This window comes from Helicobacter cinaedi CCUG 18818 = ATCC BAA-847, from assembly GCF_000155475.1.
GTDB classification, from domain to species: domain Bacteria; phylum Campylobacterota; class Campylobacteria; order Campylobacterales; family Helicobacteraceae; genus Helicobacter_C; species Helicobacter_C cinaedi.
Genome location: NZ_DS990393.1, coordinates 89835 through 111378, shown reverse-complemented (window position 1 = coordinate 111378; position 21544 = coordinate 89835). Strand labels below are relative to the sequence as shown.

The 21544-nt window shown below is 40.0% G+C and carries 19 protein-coding genes and 1 pseudogene; 4 read left to right on the top strand and 16 right to left on the bottom strand.

Annotated elements, in window-relative coordinates; translation table 11 throughout:
- The 8 genes and pseudogenes from HCCG_RS12205 to HCCG_RS08410 form a co-directional block, all read right to left on the bottom strand.
- Positions 1-1047 (bottom strand): annotated as a pseudogene (locus HCCG_RS12205) (cache domain-containing protein); the annotation flags it as partial.
- Between the two features lie 85 nt (positions 1048-1132).
- Entirely contained in the window at positions 1133-1585 is a 453-nt protein-coding gene (locus HCCG_RS08440; protein ID WP_004084412.1) for a hotdog domain-containing protein, read from the bottom strand.
- 2 nt (positions 1586-1587) lie between these two features.
- Positions 1588-2568, bottom strand: a complete 981-nt coding sequence (gene cmoB, locus HCCG_RS08435) for a tRNA 5-methoxyuridine(34)/uridine 5-oxyacetic acid(34) synthase CmoB (protein WP_002957075.1) — start codon at positions 2566-2568, stop codon at positions 1588-1590.
- On the bottom strand, positions 2565-3614 hold the full coding sequence (locus HCCG_RS08430) for a hypothetical protein (protein WP_015453286.1): 1050 nt from the start codon (positions 3612-3614) through the stop codon (positions 2565-2567). Before HCCG_RS08430 ends, cmoB begins: the two co-directional genes overlap by 4 nt.
- Positions 3615-3637: 23 nt before the next feature.
- Positions 3638-5605, bottom strand: a complete 1968-nt coding sequence (gene metG, locus HCCG_RS08425; protein WP_002957073.1) for a methionine--tRNA ligase — start codon at positions 5603-5605, stop codon at positions 3638-3640.
- Positions 5606-5650: 45 nt separating this feature from the next.
- Complete coding sequence (locus HCCG_RS08420) at positions 5651-5869, bottom strand: hypothetical protein (protein ID WP_014666411.1); 219 nt, start codon at positions 5867-5869, stop codon at positions 5651-5653.
- A complete protein-coding gene (locus HCCG_RS08415) occupies positions 5862-6701 on the bottom strand; it encodes a class 1 fructose-bisphosphatase (protein WP_002957071.1) in 840 nt (279 codons plus the stop codon). Before HCCG_RS08415 ends, HCCG_RS08420 begins: the two co-directional genes overlap by 8 nt.
- A 44-nt stretch (positions 6702-6745) precedes the next feature.
- Positions 6746-7519: a hypothetical protein gene (locus HCCG_RS08410; protein ID WP_002957070.1), complete on the bottom strand. Its 774-nt coding sequence runs from the start codon at positions 7517-7519 to the stop codon at positions 6746-6748.
- A 93-nt stretch (positions 7520-7612) separates the two neighbouring features.
- Between HCCG_RS08410 and rpe the strand changes: the two genes are divergently transcribed.
- Together rpe and HCCG_RS08400 are read left to right on the top strand one after the other, a co-directional pair.
- A complete protein-coding gene (gene rpe / locus HCCG_RS08405) occupies positions 7613-8287 on the top strand; it encodes a ribulose-phosphate 3-epimerase (protein ID WP_002957069.1) in 675 nt (224 codons plus the stop codon).
- An 11-nt stretch (positions 8288-8298) separates the two neighbouring features.
- Positions 8299-9063, top strand: coding sequence for a 3'-5' exonuclease (locus HCCG_RS08400; protein ID WP_002957068.1), 765 nt, complete (start codon positions 8299-8301; stop codon positions 9061-9063).
- 225 nt (positions 9064-9288) lie between these two features.
- Here HCCG_RS08400 and prmC read toward each other — a convergent pair whose 3' ends face one another.
- Together prmC and HCCG_RS08390 are read right to left on the bottom strand one after the other, a co-directional pair.
- Positions 9289-10125 carry a peptide chain release factor N(5)-glutamine methyltransferase gene (prmC, locus tag HCCG_RS08395; RefSeq protein ID WP_230197935.1) on the bottom strand — a complete coding sequence of 279 codons (837 nt, stop codon included), beginning with the start codon at positions 10123-10125 and terminating at the stop codon, positions 9289-9291.
- The gene (locus HCCG_RS08390) at positions 10109-11329 is read right to left on the bottom strand and encodes a M48 family metallopeptidase (protein WP_015453289.1); all 1221 of its coding nucleotides are present in this window, start codon (positions 11327-11329) and stop codon (positions 10109-10111) included. Before HCCG_RS08390 ends, prmC begins: the two co-directional genes overlap by 17 nt.
- A 131-nt stretch (positions 11330-11460) precedes the next feature.
- Here HCCG_RS08390 and pyrG point away from each other — a divergent pair, with 131 nt between their 5' ends.
- Positions 11461-13083, top strand: a complete 1623-nt coding sequence (pyrG, locus tag HCCG_RS08385; RefSeq protein WP_002957065.1) for a glutamine hydrolyzing CTP synthase — start codon at positions 11461-11463, stop codon at positions 13081-13083.
- A 20-nt stretch (positions 13084-13103) separates the two neighbouring features.
- A complete protein-coding gene (gene recJ, locus HCCG_RS08380) occupies positions 13104-14696 on the top strand; it encodes a single-stranded-DNA-specific exonuclease RecJ (protein ID WP_002957064.1) in 1593 nt (530 codons plus the stop codon).
- A gap of 119 nt (positions 14697-14815) precedes the next feature.
- On the opposite strand, the gene HCCG_RS08375 is transcribed toward recJ, so the two are convergent.
- From HCCG_RS08375 to pbpC, 6 genes are all read right to left on the bottom strand, one after another.
- On the bottom strand, positions 14816-15643 hold the full coding sequence (locus HCCG_RS08375) for a cysteine ABC transporter substrate-binding protein (RefSeq protein ID WP_014667516.1): 828 nt from the start codon (positions 15641-15643) through the stop codon (positions 14816-14818).
- Positions 15644-15815: 172 nt separating this feature from the next.
- The gene (gene accA, locus HCCG_RS08370; protein ID WP_002957062.1) at positions 15816-16760 is read right to left on the bottom strand and encodes an acetyl-CoA carboxylase carboxyl transferase subunit alpha; all 945 of its coding nucleotides are present in this window, start codon (positions 16758-16760) and stop codon (positions 15816-15818) included.
- An 8-nt stretch (positions 16761-16768) separates the two neighbouring features.
- Positions 16769-18004 carry a beta-ketoacyl-ACP synthase II gene (locus HCCG_RS08365; protein WP_002957061.1) on the bottom strand — a complete coding sequence of 412 codons (1236 nt, stop codon included), beginning with the start codon at positions 18002-18004 and terminating at the stop codon, positions 16769-16771.
- 124 nt (positions 18005-18128) lie between these two features.
- Complete coding sequence (gene acpP / locus HCCG_RS08360; protein ID WP_002957060.1) at positions 18129-18359, bottom strand: acyl carrier protein; 231 nt, start codon at positions 18357-18359, stop codon at positions 18129-18131.
- A 66-nt stretch (positions 18360-18425) separates the two neighbouring features.
- Positions 18426-19169 (bottom strand): 3-oxoacyl-ACP reductase FabG, encoded by a 744-nt coding sequence (gene fabG / locus HCCG_RS08355; protein WP_002957059.1) that lies wholly within the window; start codon positions 19167-19169, stop codon positions 18426-18428.
- Between the two features lie 57 nt (positions 19170-19226).
- Entirely contained in the window at positions 19227-21533 is a 2307-nt protein-coding gene (gene pbpC / locus HCCG_RS08350) for a penicillin-binding protein 1C (RefSeq protein WP_015453291.1), read from the bottom strand.
- Between the last annotated feature and the right edge of the window lie 11 nt (positions 21534-21544).

Sequence of the window (21544 nt, the reverse complement as noted above, 5' to 3'; positions counted from 1 at the left end):
GATAAGAGAAATCAAAGCAATGGCTACAATACCAATTGATATTACAACAAGCTGTAATGTGGATAGTGGCTCTTCAATAGCTTCAAAAGGGGCAAATGAGATAACGCTCCAAGTCTCTCCTATGTTTTCCCACACTTCAAATGTCGAAACAGCTGCCTTTGCAGGTTCGCCACTCAAGGTGTGGTATGTGTAGATTCCATCTTTTTTACTCATCACTGCTTGTATGAGCTCTTTTGCACTTGGATGGGCATTTAGCTCATCTAGCCTTTTGAGACGACTTTTCAAAGTGTATTCTTTACTGGAGTTAAATATCACTATTCCATTCTGATCAATAATAAATCGTCTTGCCCCATTAAAAACATCTAGTTTAGGGTTACCAAGTCGCACCTCTATACTTGTTAAATCAAGCAAATTCCCGATAATTCCCACAACCTTTCCATTTTCAAATACGGGAGCAAAAATTGTCTTATAGTAGTAATCCTTGCCGTCAATTTTTGTTTGTTGGGAGAGAAGAACGCTTAGAGTTTTCACTTCATTATTTTGAAGTTTGCTAAGAAGCCGAGGACTCGCATCTAATAGCTCATTTGGTCTAATACCCCTTATACCGCCACTTTCGGCTGGTTTATCATCTATAAAGGCTAAAACAAGCTCACCAGAGCTAATTTTGTTTTTTGAAACAATTTGATGCTTTTCTGTGTAGTCCTTTGATAGAATGATAAAGCTCCCTACGGAGTAACTTGCAGAATCTAGCATAGAAGATAAATATGTGCTTAGCATTTTTTCATCAATTTTTAGCCCATCATCAATCAAACCCGAGAGTATCTTGCTACTGCTAAGTGTGTTTTCAAAGGTTTCAGTCGCAATGTTTTGAACGAAATTTTGATAACGCTTAGCCGTGTTAGTAAGTAGTTTATCACTCTCAGTTGAGAGAATGCTTGAAGCGGTTTGGGATATTATAAATACCACTACTGCCATACAAATGGCAACGATGAAAGAGATAACAAAGACAAGTTTTGCACCTATACTGAGACGATTAAAAAAGCTCATAACAACTCCTTAAGGCAAGAATAAAAATATAAGCTGATATTATACAAAAAAAAAAAACAAACAAACGATAGCAAACAAGTGGTATTTACTCATTTTTGAAGCGAAGTTTAAATATTTTTTTATCAAAAACGGCGATGTGGAAAAGTGAATCAAAAATCTTAATATCCAGCAAAAAGCCTTCAACTTTCACTTCGCACTTTTTGGTATCGCTTTGAATGGCTTGAGCTTTAAAGGTTATCTCGTGTCCAAGCTCAATGGGTGCTAGGAACTTCACATCTGAAGCGATAAGCACGCTATATTTTTTATTAATCGCTGCCATTGCAGCAAAACTTGCAGCATTAAACACAAATCCGGCGTGAATCATCTTACTCTCATCCATAATCATACGCTCATTTGGGCGAAACCGCACGATTGCTTTGTTTCTATATAGCTCAACAAGCTCCCCAACAATGCTAGGGGACATAGAGGTGCAAACTTGCAAATCGTCATTTTCTAAGGGAATATGGGCATTTTCTTCATTTAAGCCATCATCTGTCATTTTTACTCCTTTTTAAGCTTGAAATATCCTCGCACAGGTGCTTGATAGCCTTCTATGGTAAGGCTTTTATCTTGTTGCAAAAAACTTTCAAGACTTTGAGAATCTACCCACGGCGTTTGGCGTTGCTCTTGTGTGGTGGTAGGCATAAGGGCTAGGACTTCAAAATGTTTAAACTTTGCCCTCTCACACCAACCCTGCAAAGTAGGGATACTTGGGATAAAATAAACATTTGACATTTTAGCATAACTTTTTGCAGGGCTTAGGCATAACTCTTGGCTAGATTCATAAATAAGCGTATCTAGGATAAGCTCCCCGCCACGATTTAAGCATTGAGAGAGGGACTTTAGCGTTTCTATGGGGCTAAGGCGGTGGTATAGCACACCAAGACAGAAAATTACATCAAAAGCTCTCTTGCGTGATTGACAATACAAGGGTAAATCTTCCACGCCTAAAAGCTCAAAATCAATGGGAGCTTTGATGAAGTGATTTAAAAAATCAAATTGAGCTTTAAAAATCCCGCTTGGGTCAAAGCCGGTAATTGACTTTGGCAAAGTATCAGGCAGCTTAGAATATTCATAAAAATTTAGCATTTTTTGCTTATGCAAAAGCATTTCAAACATATAATAGCCATTATTACAGCCTATATCGGCAATATGTTTGCCACTTAGCTTACAATGCGGAGCAAGAAGCTGCCATTTAATGAAGCTTTGCCATTCACTATCAATATGCAAATCAAAAAGATAGAATCCCCCCTTACGCCACGGCTTAAGCTGTGTAGCAAGAGAGTGTAGCATTTGGCTATGTTGCGAGCTAGAATCTAAAGTAAAAGCAGAATCTAAAGCGGTAATGTGGATTCCATTATCACTCCGTATGCGTGAAGGGATATGGGGCAAGGTAGCAATAGATTCTAATAATGGAGCAATGTTTTTGGCTTTTAGTATGCTTGTAGCCTTAGCTTTAGCATACTCTTCAAACTCATTCATAGAGAATCTTCTTTCTCTGTATGTGCTTCTTGCTCCCATAGGTTTGAAAATAAATCTGGCTCTTGTATTTGCTTGTGGTTTGTATTGAGTGCATTTGTAAGTGTATCATCATTAATGCCTAGCACAAGGGCAAAGTTAAAATTTTGTGTGCGGATATATTCACATAGCTCCTCTTGTGTGCTGTAAGCAAAAGCTTGAGCTATTTGGTTAAAAAGCTCTAAATATACTAAAGGCACGAGAAAAAGGAATTTCCCCCACGCTGCGTTATTGGCGATATAAGCCATATATTTTTTAAATTGCTCTATATCCTCTTCGGCAATGGCGACTTTTGATGCCTGTCCGTATTCAATAACTTTACCAAAGGCGTTAAGGAAATTTGGCTTAAAGTAAGGGATATGCTTAAAGCGACTCATATCGTGGCTGATTTGGCGATTTTCACAAAGGCTTAATACCGAGCTTAACTCATTAAAAAATATCTTTGGTAAGTTTATGCGGTAATGGGTGCTTTTATAAAAAATCGTGCTATCAAAAAGTGTGTGAGAAAGGAGCAAAAAAGGACGCTGTGAAGGCATACTAGAGCTAATCACTTCAAAGCTAATATCAAGAACATTTTGATTATGCGTGATGATAAAGCTCACTTCATCATTAAGTAGCTCAATAATATCTTCTAGGCTGTGTGAAGAAAACTTCACGGATACATCATCAATAATTTCTTTGGCAATAGCCTCTTCAATGGGGTTTAGCGAAATGGTCGCAATATTTTTAGCAAGGAGTTTATAGCGGATAAGGCGGATAAGAGAATCTGCTACATTTTCTACAAGAATCCACGCAATCTCACTATCAATCATCTCCATTTGTGGATTATCATAAATAATCCCATAAGCCCCAGATTCAATGGCTTTAGGGATTTGCGTAGAGTCATTTGCGATAAATACATCTCCCCTTTGAATCTGCTCTATATGGCAGATAATGCGTGAAAACTCCGCAATGGAAGGCGAGTTAAGCAATTTTCCTTGAGTGATTTCTGCAACTTCATTTACTCTCACAAAATGTCCTTATAGACTAGAATCTAGCTTATCTTACTCCCATTTTCACGCGGAGTGTCTAGGCAGAGCAAGGATAAGCCATTTTCATCTTTACTAGCAAGTATCATTCCTTCACTCAAAAGCCCCATCAGTTTGGCAGGTTTGAGATTAGCAATAATACATACTTGCTTGTTAATTAGCTCACTAGGCGTATAGTATTGTGCGATTCCAGAGATGATTTGGCGGGGTTTTGGCTCATTAATATCCACCATAAGCTTTAGGAGTTTTTGGCTTTTTTCCACAGCGGAGCATTCTATGACTTTGCCAACGCGTATGTCAATCTTGCTAAAGTCTTTAATATCAATAAGGCTTAGGGTGTTTGTGGATTCTAGTTTGGAATCTATGGATTTAGAATCTTTGAGTGTTTGAGATTCTTTAGATTCTGCTCCGCTTTGTGTAGATTCAGGCATAAGGGGTGAATCTATGCGGGGAAAGAGTGGAGGGATTTTGGTAAGGGTGAGATCATCAAGCAGGGCGTGTTGCTTGATAAGTCTATCAAAAGAATCTGGACTAATGCTAAGGGATAGGGCTTTAGCGATTTTATGAGCAGATTCAGGCATTATAGGATAAAGCAACAATGCCGCTTTTGCTAAAATATTGGCAATAAGCCCTAGCAGTGCCATTGCCTTATCTTGCTCTGCGTTTTTCATAAGATTCCAAGGCTCGTATTTTGTAATCACACCATTGCCTAGGCTAAAGGCAGCCCATAGCTCTTCAATGTAGCGTTGAGGCTGCATAGTCTGCATTTTCTCTTGCGTGCGATTGATGATATGTTCTAGCTCGTTTAACTCTGTGGCATAAAACTTTTTGACATCTTTAGAATCTACTTGCAGTGAAAAGTATTTCTCACTCATACCTAAAAGGCGATTAAGCAGATTGCCCACATCATTGCCTAGCTCACTATTAATCCGCTCAATCAAAGCCTTTTGACTAAAATCTCCATCTTGTCCAAAGGGCATTTCACGCATTAGAAAATACCGCAAAGATTCTATGCCATAGGCTTGTGCGACTGCTTTTGGGTCTATAACATTGCCGATACTTTTACTCATCTTTGCCCCATCTTTAGTCCACCAGCCGTGTGCGTAAATATGCTTTGGCAGGGGTAAATCAAGGCTCATCAAAAAGGCTATCCAATACACAGCGTGAAATCGTAAAATATCCTTGCCTACAAAGTGCAGCGCATTCTCCCAATACTCCATTTTATGAGAATCTTGCATATAGCCAAGTGGGCTAATGTAGCTAAGCAAGGCATCAAGCCATACATATATGGTATGCTTTTTATTATCATTGCGTTTGGGGTTTTCTAGCAGTGGGATTCCCCACTCAAAACTTGTGCGTGTGATGGATAAATCATTCAAGCCTTCACTTATAAATTTCACTACTTCATTTTGGCGAAAGGCGGGAGCTATCATATTTGGGTTTTGTTTGTAAAACTCTAGGAGTTTGTCTTGGTATTTACTCAAGGCAAAAAAGTAGCTCTCTTCTTGCACGATTTGCGTTTGCTTCCCACAATCTGGACAGCTTAGATTCTCCCCTAACTGACTTTGGGTAAAAAAGCTTTCACACGAAACGCAGTAGTTCCCTTCATAGCTTCCCTTGTAAATATCACCCTTTTCAAACATTATCTCAAAGGCTTTCTGCACGCTTTGGCAGTGTTTAGAATCTGTGGTGCGGACAAAAATATCATAATCAAGTTGAAATTCATTCCATAATTCCTTAAACTTCACACTCACGCTATCAGCGTAAGCTTGTGGAGTTTGATTATGCTTTTGTGCGGATTGCTCTATTTTTTGCCCATGCTCATCTGTGCCGGTAAGAAATAGCACATCTTCACCTTGCAAGATTCTAAATTTTTTTAGCATATCGCATAAAATAGTTGTATAAGCGTGTCCTATATGGGGAATGTCATTGACATAATAAATGGGGGAGGTGATGAAAGTTTTTTGCTGCATTGTTATCCTTTTGTGTCAAGTTAGAAACTAAATATTAAGAACATATTAGTTAAAATCAAAGCTACCTTGCTGTCCTTTTGACATACTCTCATACGCTGCTTTGACATATTCCTGCCGTGTTTGACAGGAGAGAAAACTCTCGCATTTAGAGCAAGATGTAAAAGATTTGCTTTGTTGGCATTGCTGTAAAATGCGACTTTTTTCTTCAAGCCTTTGTGTGAAAATATCCATATTTAAAGTATCTGTGCTTGGTGCTTCATTCATAGACTTCCTTTACAAGATTCATCTCATAAGTGCTACCAAAAAAGCAAGGCGTGGTGTCGTGCAGGTTTTCAGTGCCAAGCTCTAAAAGCCTTTTTTTACCATTTGTGGCTACCCCACCGGCTTTTTCATAGATAAAAGCAAAGGGGAACACTTCAAAGAGTTTGCGTAATTTGCCTTTTGGAGCGTCGCTTGTGGCGGGATAGCTAAATAGCCCTCCACCTTTTATGAGAATCTGATGTAAATCCGGCACCATTCCACCGGAATATCGCAAACGATAGCCTTGTGCAAAAAGGGATTCCACCATTGCCTTATGTTTGCTCTCCCAATTTTTTTGTGTGCCACCGGGTGCGTTGAGTTTGCCTTTTGATTGTAGTTGCAATGCATCTAGATTTTTCCAAACCTTGCCATTGTAGCGAGAATGCAGGACTTGCTCTTGGGCTATAACCATTTCAAGCCTTACCCCATAGATGATGTATCCACTTGCGATAAGTGAATCTGCTTTAAGCTCTTCATTGTAAATTCCAAAGATTGTGCCAATGCTAAGGTTGCTATCAAACAACGATGAGCCATCAAGGGGGTCATAGGCGATAAGATAGGGGGCTTGTGTGTTTTTAGAATACACTATTTCTGTTTGCTCCTCACTGCAAATGCCCTTTACGCAAGGCAGCTGTAAAAGCATTTCTTGCAAAAGCTTATCGGCTTCCACATCTACTTCAAGCTGTGAATCTCCACTGGCATTTGTGCTTTGTAGGTAGCTTGTGGAGGTGTCTTTTAAAAGCGTATCAATACGCAGGGCAGCTTCCCTTAAGGTTTCAATAATCACGCTTATCATTCAAATCCTTTTGTTTAAAATCGTGGGATTATAACATTTTAGCTTTAAGCTTTGATGATATTGTGGAGTTCTTTCATAAAATGCGAGGCTTGTATCATTTGGTGAATACTTGCGTGATGACAAGCAAAATCTAACAAAGTAGAATCTAAAGAAGTAGAATCTAAAAAGGCGTTGTAATCACTGATTGCAACTTCATTCCAAGGGTGTCCTATAAGAGCTATGATATTTGGTCTGCGGGGATTTTTAGACTTGTTTTTGATATAGATATTTTCCCATAGCCTTATGCCATTAGGGCGGTGCGTATGCGGGGTAAATCCCACAGGATCAAGGGTTAAAAGATAATGCAGGGCGATAGGACAAGAGTTTTGTATATCGCATAAGGCTTTATAAAAATTACTCGCACCCCACGAATGCGTGATGACAAAAAGGGGCAGATTCTGCCTCATAAGCACGGGAAGCCACGAGGCAAAAAGGGTGCGAGATTTAAAACTTGCATAGATTTTTAGGCAAGATTCTGCCTTAAAATTTGCAAACTCCCTAAATACCGCACGCATAATCGTATCGCAAAATCCACCGATAAAAATCACAATGGCTTTGGGGTTAGCAATATGCTGCAAGGCATTAAAGCCCATAGCGTGGGGAATCTTTAGCCCACAAGGATTGTAGGGAATCTTTGGGGCAGGGAGAGAATGCAAGGGATAAAAAAGTGTAGGGGATAAAGGGTGTAAATACGCATAAAGGCGTGAAGTGGGCTTATTTTGAATCTGTGAAGTCTTGTGAATTTGTGAATTATTGTGAATCTGCGAATTGTGGGGCATTCTATGTCCTTAAAATATATCCTTAAAGTGTAGGCGAGTTTGAATGTGTTACAATAGCACAAAGATTTTAATATTTAAGTTATAAGGATAGAGATGCAAACAAAGGGAAATAAAGAGCGACATAAAAAGATTCTGGTCGCCCCAAGTGTGTTATCAGCGGATTTTTCAAAGCTTGGCGAAGAGGTTAGGGCAATATGTGATGCGGAGTGTGATTATGTGCATATTGATGTGATGGATGGGCATTTTGTGCCAAATCTCACTATGGGTCCTATGATTGTAAAAAGCATTGCAAAGGCTTCAAGTAAGCCACTAGATATTCATCTTATGGTAAAAAATGTGCCATTTTTTGTGGAGCTATTTGCTCCGTTGAAACCAGCCTTTATGAGTGTGCATATTGAAGAGGTGCAGCATTTGCACCGCGTGATTTGGCAGATTAAGGATTTAGGCATTAAAGCTGGTGTGGTGCTAAACCCCCATACAAACGAGCAGGATTTAGAATATATTTTGCCTGATATTGATTTGGTGTTGCTTATGAGTGTGAATCCGGGCTTTGGCGGACAGAGCTTTATCCCTAGCTCTCTTAAAAAATTAAAAAATCTTAAGCAACTCCGCGATAGGCTCAATCCCAACTGCCTTTTAGAGATTGATGGTGGGGTAAGTGATAAAAATATTATGGATTTAAAAAATGCGGGGATTGATATGGTGGTGGCTGGGAGCTATATCTTTGGCTCAAATGATTATAGACAAGCTATATTATCTTTGCGATAAATTTTGCTTCAATGACTTACACGCAACTTTTTGAAAAACTGCGACAAGCCCCGATGAGTGAAAAGCAGTTTTATATGTATGTAAAAAATATAGGTGGATTATATGCTGATGTGGATTCTGAAATAGAGCTGCTCAAAGGTGCTGGTGGGGCATTGCATATAGAAAAGCAAAATGGGGAATTATGCTTTACTTTAGCGACATTTTTTCAAGCGTGGCAGGAGGGGGAGTTTGTCTTTGTGGATATTGAAACAAATGGTGCAAAGCCCCAAAGCAGTGAGATTATAGAAATCGGTGCATTGAGAGTGAAAAATTCGCAGATTCTAGAAAGCTTTGAAAGCTATGTGTATGCTCCCTTTGTGCCTGAAAACATCACAGAGCTAACAGGCATAAGGCAAGAAGATATACAAAATGCCCCACAGAGCAAGGAAGTGCTAAGGGCTTTTAGGGAGTTTTTGGGTGGTGGTGTGTTTGTGGCTCATAATGTGAATTTTGATTTTAGCTTTTTAGATTATCATTTGCGACAAAATGGACTTTTTGGACTGCTTAATCCTAAGCTTTGCACGATTGATTTAGCTAAAAAAACTATTCTCTCAAAGCGTTATGCCCTGTCGTATTTGAATGAATTTTTGGGTATTAATACCGCTATGAGCCATCGTGCCTATGCTGATGCACTCACAAGTTTTAGAATCTTTGAAATCGCCATAAGTATGTTGCCTTTAAATGTCAAAAGTGTGCAGGATCTCATTGACTTTAGTAGGGGGAGATTCAAGCGTTAGGGCTGATTAAGGGATATTGTGAGATTCTAGAATCTCAACCATTTGGGTGGTGTGTGGGGTTTAGGGAGCAATTTTAGAATCTGGCACATTTCAAAACGCCCTGCGGAAGTATTTTTAAGTTAGAATCGGGGCTTTATGAGCCGAGTGCAAGGAGTTTATTAGGCATAAATGACGAAGCACGAGGCGAAGTAATCGCCGATTCTAGCTAAAAAGACAACGCAGAATCTAGAATCTGCACCAAAAGCCTCTATCTAATCCGCTTAAGTCTTTGTAAAACTCAATGTCCTTTGCGTTATGCTGGGTTAGAATCTGCTCTAGGGCGTTTTTTTGGTCATAGCCTATTTCACACAACAAAAAAGCTTTGCGATTTTTAGCCTCTACAATCAAGGCTTTGAGTATGTCTAGCCCATCTTTTCCGCCAAAAAGGGCAATGCTAGGCTCATAAGTCAAAGGCAGACTGATAGGATAATCATCGCAAATATAAGGTGGATTGCTGATGATGAGTTCAATATCTTGCCACGAGCTTGGGAGTAAGGAACAGTGTTTAAGCGTGATGTTAGAATCTGGGGCAAGGGAGTGAATATTTTTTTGCGTAACTTCTAGGGCTTTTTGGCTAATATCAGTGGCAAAAAAGCGACATTGTGGGTGCAAAAGTGAAAGCGTAATGCTTAGAATGCCCGAGCCTATGCCGACTTCGGCAATGGATTCTATATTATGCCTTGTTATAATTTCACTCGCTTTTTGGATAAGAATCTCACTCTCCGGTCGTGGAATCAGCACAGAATCATTGACATAAAAAGTATGCTCATAAAAGCTTGCACTTTGTGTGATGTATTCAATAGGTTTGCCCTTGGCTCGCTCTTCAACAAGGGATAGAAAATGCTTAGCTTGAGTAGGATTCACACTTTGGGTGCTATGTGTATGGAGATAGATACGCTCTACTTTAAGCACAAAGCTAAGCAAAAGCTCACTTTCAAATCGTGGCTTAAGATGTAAAGATTGCACTACTTGTGAGAGTGTGGAAGTAGCAGAATCTAAAAGGGCTTTAATGTTGCAAGTCATAATCAAGGGCTTTTAGCCTTTGTAAAAGTGGCGGGTGTGTGTAATAAAAGAAAATATAGGCTGGGTGGGAGCTAGGGAAGCTTTTATTTTCATTCACTAATCGCACAAGGGCGTTAGCAAGGCAGTTTTTGCTTGAGAGACTAGCACCAAACTCATCAGCCTTATACTCCGCTTTGCGACTAAAATATCCCATAATAGGCAAAAAGAAAAAGGCAATCATCGGCGAGATAAGCAGCATAATCAGTAGCACTCCTGCTCCATTTTGAGCTAAACCTAAGGCACTAAATAGGCTTTGTGGCAAATGCCCCACGATGAAAAATAGCACAAAAAGCATACAGGACATAAGAATGATATTTTTAAGAATATCTTTGTGCTTAAAATGCCCTAGCTCGTGTCCAAGTATGGCTATAAGTCCATCGGCACTAATCTTATCAAGCAGCGTGTCAAAAAGCACAACGCGTTTGCTTTTGCCAAGCCCTCCAAAATACGCATTCAATCGTCCATCTCGCCTTGAAGCGTCAATGACAAAGATTCCATTACTCTTAAAACCGATGGTATTCATTAAAGATTCTATGCGGGATTTGAGATTTTCATCATTGAGCGGGGTAAATTTATTAAATAAGGGTGCGATGAGTGTAGGATAAATGAGATTTGCCAAAATCACAATACCAAGTAAGGCTAAAAAGCCCACAAACCACCATAACGCGACATTTTCAATAATCAGCACAAGCAAACATACAATAATCCCGCCAATGACTATGCTTAAAGCTAGGTTTTTAAGTGTGTCAATGATAAAAAGGCTGGGCGTTTGCTTAGAAAATCCAAACTTCTTATCAAGAAAAAAAGTCTTATAGATTGAAAAAGGCATTTCAATAATACTGCCAATAATCATAAAGCCTAACACAAGGGCAATCTCACGCCACAAAGGCGAGAAAGCTCCAAGTGTGCTTTCAAGCCATAGTGATAAAAAATGTAGCCCAAAAATAACCCACAGGCTAAAGGTTAGAATCTCAAAAAGATGTGTCAAAATATCTAATCGCAATGAGGCGATGGCATAATCCCCGGCTTGCTTATAGTCTTCGGATTCAAGTAAAATAGCTGGTTTTTGTAGTTCTAGCTTAATATGTTTAATTTGTAAAAATGCTAGAATAATGCTTGGCAGGGCATAAAGACAGATAAATAAACAAATAAAAGCAATAAGCATAAAAATCTCCTTTGTGAAATAAACACGCACAATCATAAGCGAGAAAATACAAAAAAAGGTAAATTAACAAGCTTTTAACCACTGATTTATTATGATTGCACCAAAAATTTTAAAACTAAGGCGGTTATATTGTGGCAGTAAAATATATTTTTGTAACAGGCGGTGTGTTAAGCTCTCTTGGCAAGGGCATTACCTCTTCATCAATAGCGACATTACTTCAACATAGCGGATTTGATGTGTCAATTTTAAAAATTGATCCCTACATCAATGTAGATCCGGGCACAATGAGTCCTCTAGAACACGGCGAAGTGTTTGTAACCTGCGATGGAGCCGAAACGGACTTAGACATTGGGCATTATGAGCGATTTTTAAATAAAGATTTTCATAAGACAAATAACTTTACAACTGGACAGGTCTATATGTCTGTGATTGAAAAGGAACGCAAAGGAAAATATCTAGGCAAGACTATTCAAATCGTGCCGCATATCGTTGATGAGATAAAATCGCGTATCAAACTTGCTGGAGAGGGAAGCGATTTTCTCATCGTGGAGCTTGGCGGGACGGTTGGCGATATTGAGGGTATGCCTTATCTTGAGGCGATGAGACAGATGAAGCACGAGCTAGGCAGTAAGCAGGTTATTTCCATACATGTAACACTTATTCCCCTTGTGCGCGCCGCTGGGGAGCTAAAGACAAAGCCCACGCAACATTCCGTCCAAGAGCTTAGACGCATAGGCATTTCACCGCAGATTCTCGTAGCACGATGTGAAAGAAGCCTTGATAAAGAGCTAAAAAGAAAGCTTGCAATGAGCTGTGATGTAGATGATGATAGCGTGATTGTGGCTGAAGATACGGAGAGCATTTATAAATGTCCTTTAAATTTCTTAGATGAAGGGATTCTAACGCCTATTGCTAGGCATTTGGAGTTAAAAGAATTAAAGCCAAAAATGGATAATTGGGATATGCTTGTTAAAAAAATCATCGCTCCCAAATCAAGCATAACTATTGGCTTTGTGGGTAAATATTTAAGCCTAAAAGAATCCTATAAATCTTTGATTGAATCGCTTATCCACGCTGGAGCAAATACGGACACAAAGGTTAATATCAAGTGGATAGATAGTGAATCTGTGGAGGAAAACCCTGCCTTGCTTTATGATGTAGATTCTATTTTGGTGCCCGGTGGCTTTGGGGAAAGGGGGATTCAAGGTAAGCTAGAAGCAATACGCTACGCAAGGGAAAAAAAGATTCCATTTCTTGGAATCTGCTTGGGAATGCAGCTTTCACTCATTGAGTTTGCGAGAAATGTGCTTGGGATTAAGGATGCAGATTCTGTGGAGTTTAATCCGCAGAGTAAAGAGCCTATTATATATTTGATAGAGGATTTTATTGATACACAGGGCAAGAAGCAGCTTAGGACGCATACTTCACCTATGGGTGGGACTATGCGACTAGGCGAGTATGAATGCCATATCAAAAAAGGCACAAAGCTCTATGAAGCTTATGGACAAAAAAGTCTTATTAAAGAGCGTCATCGCCATAGGTATGAGGCAAATCCAAAGTATAGAGAGCTTTTTGCTAATAATGGCATGATAATTAGCGGAGAGTGTAATGGGCTTATAGAATCTATTGAGCTAGAAAATCACCCGTGGTTTGTAGCTGTGCAGTTCCACCCGGAATTTACTTCAAGGCTACAGAATCCAAACCCGATTATTTTAGCATTTGTTAAGCAGACATTAGCTTGTAAAAAGCAGTAGTGTTGGGATTTTAGTTTGCTATGAGAAAAGATGAATGTAAAAGCCACACAAAGCAAGACATTCTTCATTTTCTACAATCTCGTGATCTTGAGTGTGGTATCCGCACCCTGCGAGACTTGCCCACGCCACAGAATCTAAACAACACTGAATCTGGAGCAAAAATCATCACTCAAGCTATGGAAAGAAATAATGAGATTCTTGTCGTTGGGGATTATGATGCAGATGGTGTGTGTGCAAGTGCGATTATAAGCCTTTTTTTTAAGGCATTGGAGTATCAGCATTTTAGGCTTATTATTCCACATCGCTTTGAAGATGGCTATGGCGTGAGTGCCGCCCTTTTAGAGAAGAACGCTCAAAATGCCGCTGTGGTTGTGAGCGTAGATAATGGTATTACCGCATTTTGTGCAGGGCAGTGGTGCAAGGCAAAGGGCATTCCTTTTATCATCACAGATCATCACACACCCACAGATACGCTTCCGCAGGCAGATGTCATCATTAATCCAATGCTGCAAGATTCTACTTTTACCCAAAAAAGCATTTGTGGAGCAGTGGTGGCGTGGTATTTTTGTGCGGCGATAAAGCAAAATCTCAAAGCAAATATTGATATGGGAATGTTTTTAGAATACCTTGCCATTGCCACAATCGCCGATGTTATGCCCCTTACAGGGATAAATCGCATTCTTGTGAAAAAGGGCTTAGAATCGCTTCGCACCTCTTCTAATGTGCTTGCCACACTTTTGCGTGAGAGTTTTGCTAGATTCAAAAAGCCCATAACCGCAGAGAATCTTGCCTTTGATTTTATTCCATTGCTGAATTGTGCTGGGCGTATGGAGAGTGCAAATAAGGCTTTAGAGCTTTTGCTTAGTCCTAGTTTAGCCCACGCTACACACATTTACACAGAGCTACAAAATCTCAATAATAAACGCAAAGAGATTCAGCAAGACATTCTCCAAAAGGCACAGGAGCATATTATCCAAACAGATGATTTTGTCCTAAGCTATGGGGATTCTTGGCACGAGGGGGTGCTTGGCATTGTGGCGGCAAAACTTGCGAGAATCTACAAAAAAAGTGCTTTTGTGTTGAGCCAAAATGCTGATGTGCTAAAGGGGAGCGGACGCTCTTATGGTGGGGCAAATTTGATTGCAAGTATCACGCCATTGCAACAATATTGCCTTGGGTTAGGTGGGCATAGCGGAGCTGTGGGGCTAAGTTTAGAATCTTGTCAGCTTTGGACATTGATAGAAAAATTGCAGGAAACTATGGTGTATGAAGAATGCGATGAAAATGAGACATTTTTCACACTTGGGGTGAAAAGCGTTGATATGGAGCTTTTTGAGATTTTAGAATCTTTTGAGCCTTTTGGGGAGGGGAATCCTAAGCCTACATTTTTGCTAGAAAATCTTACCATACAAGAGATAAAGCCACTAGGCAGGGAGGGGAAGCATTTTGAATATACTTTGGCGGATTCTAATGGAATGTGTCTGGCGGGACTAGAGTTTTTAGCACCAACTAGGCGGGAGGTGGGGCAGTGTGTGGATATACACATTGAGCTTATGCGTGATTATTATAAGAACTGCATTAAAGCAAAAATCCTTGAAGTATTTGTAAGGTAGGTATTTTATCATTGATGTGGCTGTATGATAGAATCAGTTAATGTATGGCTACTATGTCGTTTGTCGTGAGTTTTAGGAGATTTTGTTTGGGCTATGGAGTTTAGCCATAGCCCAAGAGATTAGTTAGAAAAAATCACAGAATCTGCTTTTTCTTCTCCAAAAATGGGGGCAAGTGTCTTATCATAAGCTTCTTTGATAAAGCCTTCACTTGTGAGTTTTGTGATTTCCTCATCAAGCCAAGTTTTAAGCTCAACATTACCCTTTTTCACGGCAGGGGCAATGACATCTTCTTCGCCAAGTGTTGGGATTCCAACGCCAAAGCCCGGATTTTCCATAGCCCACGCAAGGACAAGTGTATTATCGTGTGCGAGTGCATCGCCCCTTTTATCTTTCAAAGCAAGGAAAGCTTGAGTGTTTTGCTCATATTTTAATAACTCAATATCCGGGTGATTTTTACTAAAATACACATCTGCAGTCGTGCCTTTATTGACAATAAGTTTTTTGCCCTTTAGGTCTTCAACGCTTTTAATCTCGCCATTTGGGGAGACAACACCAAGAGAGACTTTCATATAAGGCTTAGCAAAATCAACCGCCTCTTCACGCTCTTTAGTTTGAGTGAAGTTTGCCATAATGATATCTACTTTGTTTGAGCGTAAAAACTCAACGCGTGAAGCCGCTTCAGTTAGGATAAACTCAATTTTACTTTCATCGCCAAGCAAGTCTTTAGCAAGTCTTTTTGCGATATAAATGTCAAATCCTGCATTTTTGCCATTTTCATCAATAAAGCCAAAAGGTGGCTTATCACCAAATACGCCCACGCGTAACACGCCATTTTGTTTGATTTGCTCTACACCTCTTGAAGTTTGGGCTTGAGCTTTGTCATCACCACACGCACTTAGCCAAATCACGCATATAGTAGCAAGGAATGCCACAATCCATTTTTTCATTTTTTGCTCCTTTAAAGTAATGTAGGGAAGCAACGATTTTGCCACAAAAAATATAATGGAAGTAAATATGTGGGGTAAAATGCCTAGCGTGGAGTTAAGCAAAAGACAGAGAAGCTTTTGATACCCCACCCACAAGCTTAGAATCTATGCAGAGCTAGAGATAAGCACAAAGCTAAAGGGTAGTGGTTTCTTGCGTGAAAGCTCCATAGCTCATTAGCTTATTGTAACGCTTAGAGAGATATTTATCATCTTGTGAGAGTTCTTCAAGCGATTTAAGGAAGTAAGATTCAATAGCCTTAGCTGCATTTTCTTTATCTCTATGTGCGCCGATAAGTGGTTCATCTATCACATCATCAATAAGCCCACATTTTTTAAGCTCAATAGGTGTGATTTTAAGTGCTTTTGTCGCAGATTCTATTTTTGAAGGATCATTCCACAAAATTGCCGCACAGCCCTCTGGAGATATAACACTAAAGACAGAATATTGCATCATCGCAAGTTTATCAGCCACAGCAATAGCTAATGCCCCACCGCTTCCGCCCTCGCCAATCACAACGGCAATTGTTGGGGTTTTAAGCTTGGCAAATTCTTGTAGATTCTTAGCTATGGCTTCACTTTGCCCACGCTCTTCAGCACCAAGTCCGGGATACGCACCTTGTGTATCTACAAGCATTAAAATGGGGATATTAAACTTTTCAGCAAGTTTTGCGGTACGCAAGGCTTTGCGATAGCCTTCGGGGCTTGGCATACCAAAATTCCTTGCGAGTTTATTTTTTGTGCCTCTTCCTTTTTCTTCACCGATAATCATTGCGGTTTGCTCACCAACCTTGCCAATAAAACACACAATCGCCTTATCATCTTTAAAATGCCTATCCCCGCTAATTTCATACGCGTCTTTGCAAATCAGCTCAATATAGTCCATAGCATAAGGGCGATCTGGGTGGCGAGCAAGCTGGAGCTTTTGATAATCGCTTATATTTGAATATACACTGCATACTTCTTTTTCAAGCTCTTTTTCAAGGATGAGTCTTGCGTCATTATCACTACGAACAACAGCAGATTCTATATCATCTTGAAGATTCTTAATCTTTTGCTCAAAATCAAGATAGGTTGCCATTTTTTACCCTAGATTCTGCCAAATATAACAACACCATTTGTGCCACCAAAGCCAAATGAGTTGCTCATAACCGCATTGACTTTTGCTTGTCGTGCAGTGTTTGGGATATAATCAAGGTCGCACTCGGGATCTTTAGATTCTTGATTGATTGTCGGAGGCAAGATTCCTTCCTGCATAGCCATAATGGAAATAACTGCTTCAATCGCACCCGCCGCACCTAAACAATGTCCAATCTGCCCCTTCGTAGAGCTTACCGGTGGGACAGAATCTTTGCCACCAAATGCAACTTTGAGTGCCATAGTTTCATACAAGTCATTGTAGGCTGTGCTTGTGCCGTGTGCGTTGATATAATCCACTGAAGTATTTGCCATTTTAAGTGCGGCTTTCATCGCACGCAAAGCCCCTTCGCCTTGGGGAGCTGGGGTTGTGATATGATTTGCATCGCCACTTTCGCCAAAGCCGATAAGCTCGGCATAAATCTTAGCTCCACGCTTTTTGGCACTCTCATACTCTTCTAGCACCAATGCCCCAGCACCTTCCCCCATAACAAAGCCATTGCGTTCTTTATCAAATGGGCGTGAGGCTTTAAGTGGCTCATCATTCCTATCACTTAAAGCTTTCATCGCAGCAAACCCGCCAATACCCACAGGACAGATTGAAGATTCAGAGCCGATGACAAGCATCGCATCAGCACCATTTAACATAATGGTCTTTGCCGCCTCAATAATGGCGTGAGTGCCTGCCGCACAGGCTGTAACACTTGCAAGGTTTGGTCCTTTAAGTGCATATTCAATGGATATAAATCCGCCAAGCATATTCACAAGGGCTGAAGGGATAAAGAATGGATTAATGCGTCTTGGTCCCTTTTGCTCACAAGCTATGGAGTTTTTTTCAATATTCCCTAGTCCGCCGATACCAGCAGCCGAACTCACACCAAATCGCTCTCCAAGAGCAGGGCTAATAACACCATTTTCAAGCAATCCACTTTCATTCATTGCCTCTTTTGCTGCCTTTAAGCCAAGCTGGATAAAGCGGTCTGCCTTTTTAACTTCGCGAGGATCAAGGACTTCTTCAGGGTTGAAATCCACAATTTCACCAGCAATTTTTACAGGAAAATTTTCTACATCAAAGCAAGAAATTCTTTTAATTCCACATTTTCCTTCTACAATAGCCTTAAAAGAGTCGCTTTTGTTTAAGCCTAATGAGTTAATCATTCCCAAACCGGTTACTACTACGCGTCGCATACCATTCCTTTATAACTAAAATTTTAATTCAATTTAGAATCTGCCCATGCATTAGAATGCAGTGCCTACAAGATTCTAAGCACTTTTTTACAACATTATAAGCATAGGTTTAGGTGAAGTGATGTTATTTATTTGCGTCAATATAAGCTACAACATCATTTACGGTTTTAATTTTTTCTGCATCTTCATCAGGGATTTCAATAGAAAACTTCTCTTCTAAAGCCATGACAAGCTCTACAACATCAAGAGAATCCGCATTCAAATCTTCAATAAAGCGAGATTCTGGCTTTACCTCATCAGCATTAACGCTAAGTTGCTCTACTACGACTGCCTTTACATCTTCAAATGTACTCATTTTTTCTCCTTAGTTTTAAACTTAAACTTCGCATTATAGCAAAGATTTGTTAAATGGCAAGTGCCCTTACATATAAAGCCCACCATTGACTTTTAGCACTTCTCCTGTGATATATGATGAAGCATTTGAAAGCAAAAATGCCACTGCTTCAGCCACATCATTTGCTTCCCCAAAACGCGCCAAAGGAATATTTTTGAGATAAGATTCTACGGCTTCAGGCTTTAGCTCATCTGTCATATCGCTTTTAATGAATCCGGGCGTAACGCAGTTAAAGCGGATATTGCGAGGAGCACCCTCATAGGCAAAAGATTTGCTCATAGCAATCATACCGCCCTTACTTGCTGCATAGTTTGTCTGCCCCATATTGCCACGCTCACCGATAATAGAGGCGATATTTACCACACTTCCAAATCGTTGTTTGCCCATAATTTTTAATGCTTCCCTACAACCGATAAAGCAGGATTTGAGATTAGCTTCAATCACGCTATCAAAATCGCCCACACTCATACGCAAGGCAAGTTTATCATTTGTAATCCCTGCATTATTGACTAGATAGCTTAAAGCCCCATCACTTTCAGTAATCGCCTTTAGCCCAGCGACAAACTCTTCTTCAACACTCGCATCAAACTTAATCACCGCCGCCTTGCCACCGCTAGATTCTATTTCATTTTTTAGATTATCGGCAAGTTCAGGCTTTGAGCGGTAGTTTATCCACACTTTTAGCCCATATCCTGCTAAAGTTTTGGCAATCTGTGCGCCAATGCCTTTGCTTGCTCCTGTAATCAGCACATTACTTCCACTAAATGTCATTTTTTCTCCTTATGTTTTTTTGACAAGACAAAATCTTAGCCTATTTTTGCTAATGCCTTAGTTTTCTACACTGAATCTCACGCTGTCAATATCCCCATCTTTGCCTACAATGCTTAAATAATGAGTGCCTTTAGGAAGAAAAATTTTGAGTGTGGCAGAGTTTGAGCTATGGATTAGATTTTTATCCAAATACCACGAGATATTTTGATTTTTAAGATTAGCAATGCGGATAATCAGCTCCTGCTGTCCGCTAAAATCTTTAGGTTGGATAATCTTAAGATTCTGCGTGGGATAGATGATTTTAAGCGTTTTTTCCTGCTTGGTAAGGTGCTTTTCAACATTGACATTTTGAAGTTTGTAATAAGTTAGCACATTAAGCGGGAGATTGAGCGTGAGCTGTGGCGTGGCGTAAATAAAGTTCTCATCTTGTGAATCTAGCTCTTTGCCATCATACATAAAGACTTTTTTATAAAAAGGCGAGGTGCGTAAGATTCTAGAATCTAGCGGAAAGAGAATGCTTTGCGTAGCGTCTTTTGTGGCATTATCGGGTAAAAGTGCCTTCATATCTTCAGTTAGCCTATATCCACTGAATTTATCTGCTTCAATGTAGGTGAGCTTGGAAGTTGGCAGAGTGAAATTGACATTATTATGTGGAAGTTCTTCTAAAAGCTCAAAAAGCAAAGTTCCTGCGGTTTTGACACCAAAAATATTAGGATTTGGTTTGCCTGTAAAGTTCCCCGCCCAAACAACAATGGTATATTGTGGGCTACACCCAGCTGCCCACGCGTCTTTTCTCCCATAGCTTGTGCCACTTTTCCACGAAAAAGCCATTTTTTCTTTGTGATAGTCTAGCTCCCCCTCGCGTTTTAGCTCTTTGAGCGAATGCAATGTGAGATAGGCACTGCCTTGCGTAATATAGGACTTTTCTTGCTTTTTCTCATAAGGTAATGTCGCGTATAAATCGCCAAAAGAGCCATAATTCCCTAGCCCTCTATACAATCTTGCGATTTGAAGCATACTCATCTCCTTTGAGCCAAGTATGAGAGAAAGCCCATATCGCGAAGCATTGCTAGGCTTAAGCCCTGCCATATCTTGCAAGGAAAAGAAAAACTTCTCATACCCATAGTTTTGTAAAAGTCTCACAAAAGGGACATTGAGCGATTTTTGCAGGGCAGATTCAGCGGTGATTAACCCTTGAAAAGTTTTATTAGCATTTTGGGGCTTGAAGTTAGAAAAAAACATCGGCACATCAACAAGCAAACTTTGTGGAGCAATAAGCCCAGAATCAATGCTAAGTGCGTATAGAAATGGCTTGAGTAAGGAGCCGGGCGAACGCAGGGCAACCACGCCATCAATCTGTCCAAAATTCTCTATGTCCAAAAAATCCTGCGAACCGATATAGCTTAGAATCTCGCCACTTTTGGTATCCACAACAAGGGCGGAGAGATTTAAAATCCCAAGTGAAAGAAGCTTTTTGTGATAGGCTTTGATTTTAGATTCTAATTTTGCTTGAATCTGCTTATCAATTGTGCTTGTAATATTGCCTTGTGTGCTTTGTTGGATAAGTTTTAGGCTTAGGTGTGGGGCTAGATTTTGAATAGGCTTTTTGCCTTGCGGTATTGGCTCTTTCAGGGAAAGCTCAAGGATTGTCTCATCAAAATAGCCAAGCGTATGGAGCTTATGCAAAAGTAAATCGCGTTTATTTTTTAGAATCTGCGGATTTTTGTTAAGATTTAATAATCCGGGTGCATTTGGCAAAATAGCAAGGAGGGCAGATTCAGCCCAAGTGAGCTGTGTAGAATTTTTACCAAAATATAATAATGATGCGGAGTGATAGCCGATGACATTGCCACCATAAGGGGCGTTATTAAGATACATTGCTAGAATCTCATCTTTGTTATAGGCAGTTTCAAGGGCTAGGGCTTGAAATATTTCATTGATTTTGTTGCTATATGTCCGCTTGGGCTTGAGATAGAGCTTGACTACCTGCATACTTATGGTGCTACCGCCAGTGCGTTTTGTTTGAGTGAAGTTATTTTTCACACTTCTTAAAAGGGCTAAAATATCAACGCCAAAATGCTTATTAAATCGCTTGTCCTCATAAGTCAGCACGGCAATTTTTAGTTTATTTGGAATGGGTGTTGGGGATTTGAGATGCCACTGCTCTGCTTGATTTAAAAAAACGCTTAAGATTCTGCCCTGCCTATCAAGCACACTTTTGCTATAAGCAGATTCAAAAAGATCAGCCTTTGGCAAGGTGTGTAAAAACTGCACATACACACCTAGCCCATACAGACAAAAAAGCACAAGGCAAAGCAAACAAAGCAATAGCCCTTGCTTAAAAGTAGCCCCTATTTTTTTCACGACTTACAAGC

Excerpts from the sequence above, each read along its gene's own strand:
- HCCG_RS08440 (WP_004084412.1), bottom strand. The coding sequence starts at position 1,585 with ATGACAGATGATGGCTTAAATGAAGAAAATGCCCATATTCCCTTAGAA.
- cmoB (WP_002957075.1), bottom strand. The coding sequence starts at position 2,568 with ATGAATGAGTTTGAAGAGTATGCTAAAGCTAAGGCTACAAGCATACTA.
- metG (WP_002957073.1), bottom strand. The coding sequence starts at position 5,605 with ATGCAGCAAAAAACTTTCATCACCTCCCCCATTTATTATGTCAATGAC.
- HCCG_RS08420 (WP_014666411.1), bottom strand. The coding sequence starts at position 5,869 with ATGAATGAAGCACCAAGCACAGATACTTTAAATATGGATATTTTCACA.
- HCCG_RS08415 (WP_002957071.1), bottom strand. The coding sequence starts at position 6,701 with ATGATAAGCGTGATTATTGAAACCTTAAGGGAAGCTGCCCTGCGTATT.
- HCCG_RS08410 (WP_002957070.1), bottom strand. The coding sequence starts at position 7,519 with ATGCCCCACAATTCGCAGATTCACAATAATTCACAAATTCACAAGACT.
- rpe (WP_002957069.1), top strand. The coding sequence starts at position 7,613 with ATGCAAACAAAGGGAAATAAAGAGCGACATAAAAAGATTCTGGTCGCC.
- HCCG_RS08400 (WP_002957068.1), top strand. The coding sequence starts at position 8,299 with ATGACTTACACGCAACTTTTTGAAAAACTGCGACAAGCCCCGATGAGT.
- prmC (WP_230197935.1), bottom strand. The coding sequence starts at position 10,125 with ATGACTTGCAACATTAAAGCCCTTTTAGATTCTGCTACTTCCACACTC.
- HCCG_RS08390 (WP_015453289.1), bottom strand. The coding sequence starts at position 11,329 with ATGCTTATTGCTTTTATTTGTTTATTTATCTGTCTTTATGCCCTGCCA.
- recJ (WP_002957064.1), top strand. The coding sequence starts at position 13,104 with ATGAGAAAAGATGAATGTAAAAGCCACACAAAGCAAGACATTCTTCAT.
- HCCG_RS08375 (WP_014667516.1), bottom strand. The coding sequence starts at position 15,643 with ATGAAAAAATGGATTGTGGCATTCCTTGCTACTATATGCGTGATTTGG.
- accA (WP_002957062.1), bottom strand. The coding sequence starts at position 16,760 with ATGGCAACCTATCTTGATTTTGAGCAAAAGATTAAGAATCTTCAAGAT.
- HCCG_RS08365 (WP_002957061.1), bottom strand. The coding sequence starts at position 18,004 with ATGCGACGCGTAGTAGTAACCGGTTTGGGAATGATTAACTCATTAGGC.
- acpP (WP_002957060.1), bottom strand. The coding sequence starts at position 18,359 with ATGAGTACATTTGAAGATGTAAAGGCAGTCGTAGTAGAGCAACTTAGC.
- fabG (WP_002957059.1), bottom strand. The coding sequence starts at position 19,169 with ATGACATTTAGTGGAAGTAATGTGCTGATTACAGGAGCAAGCAAAGGC.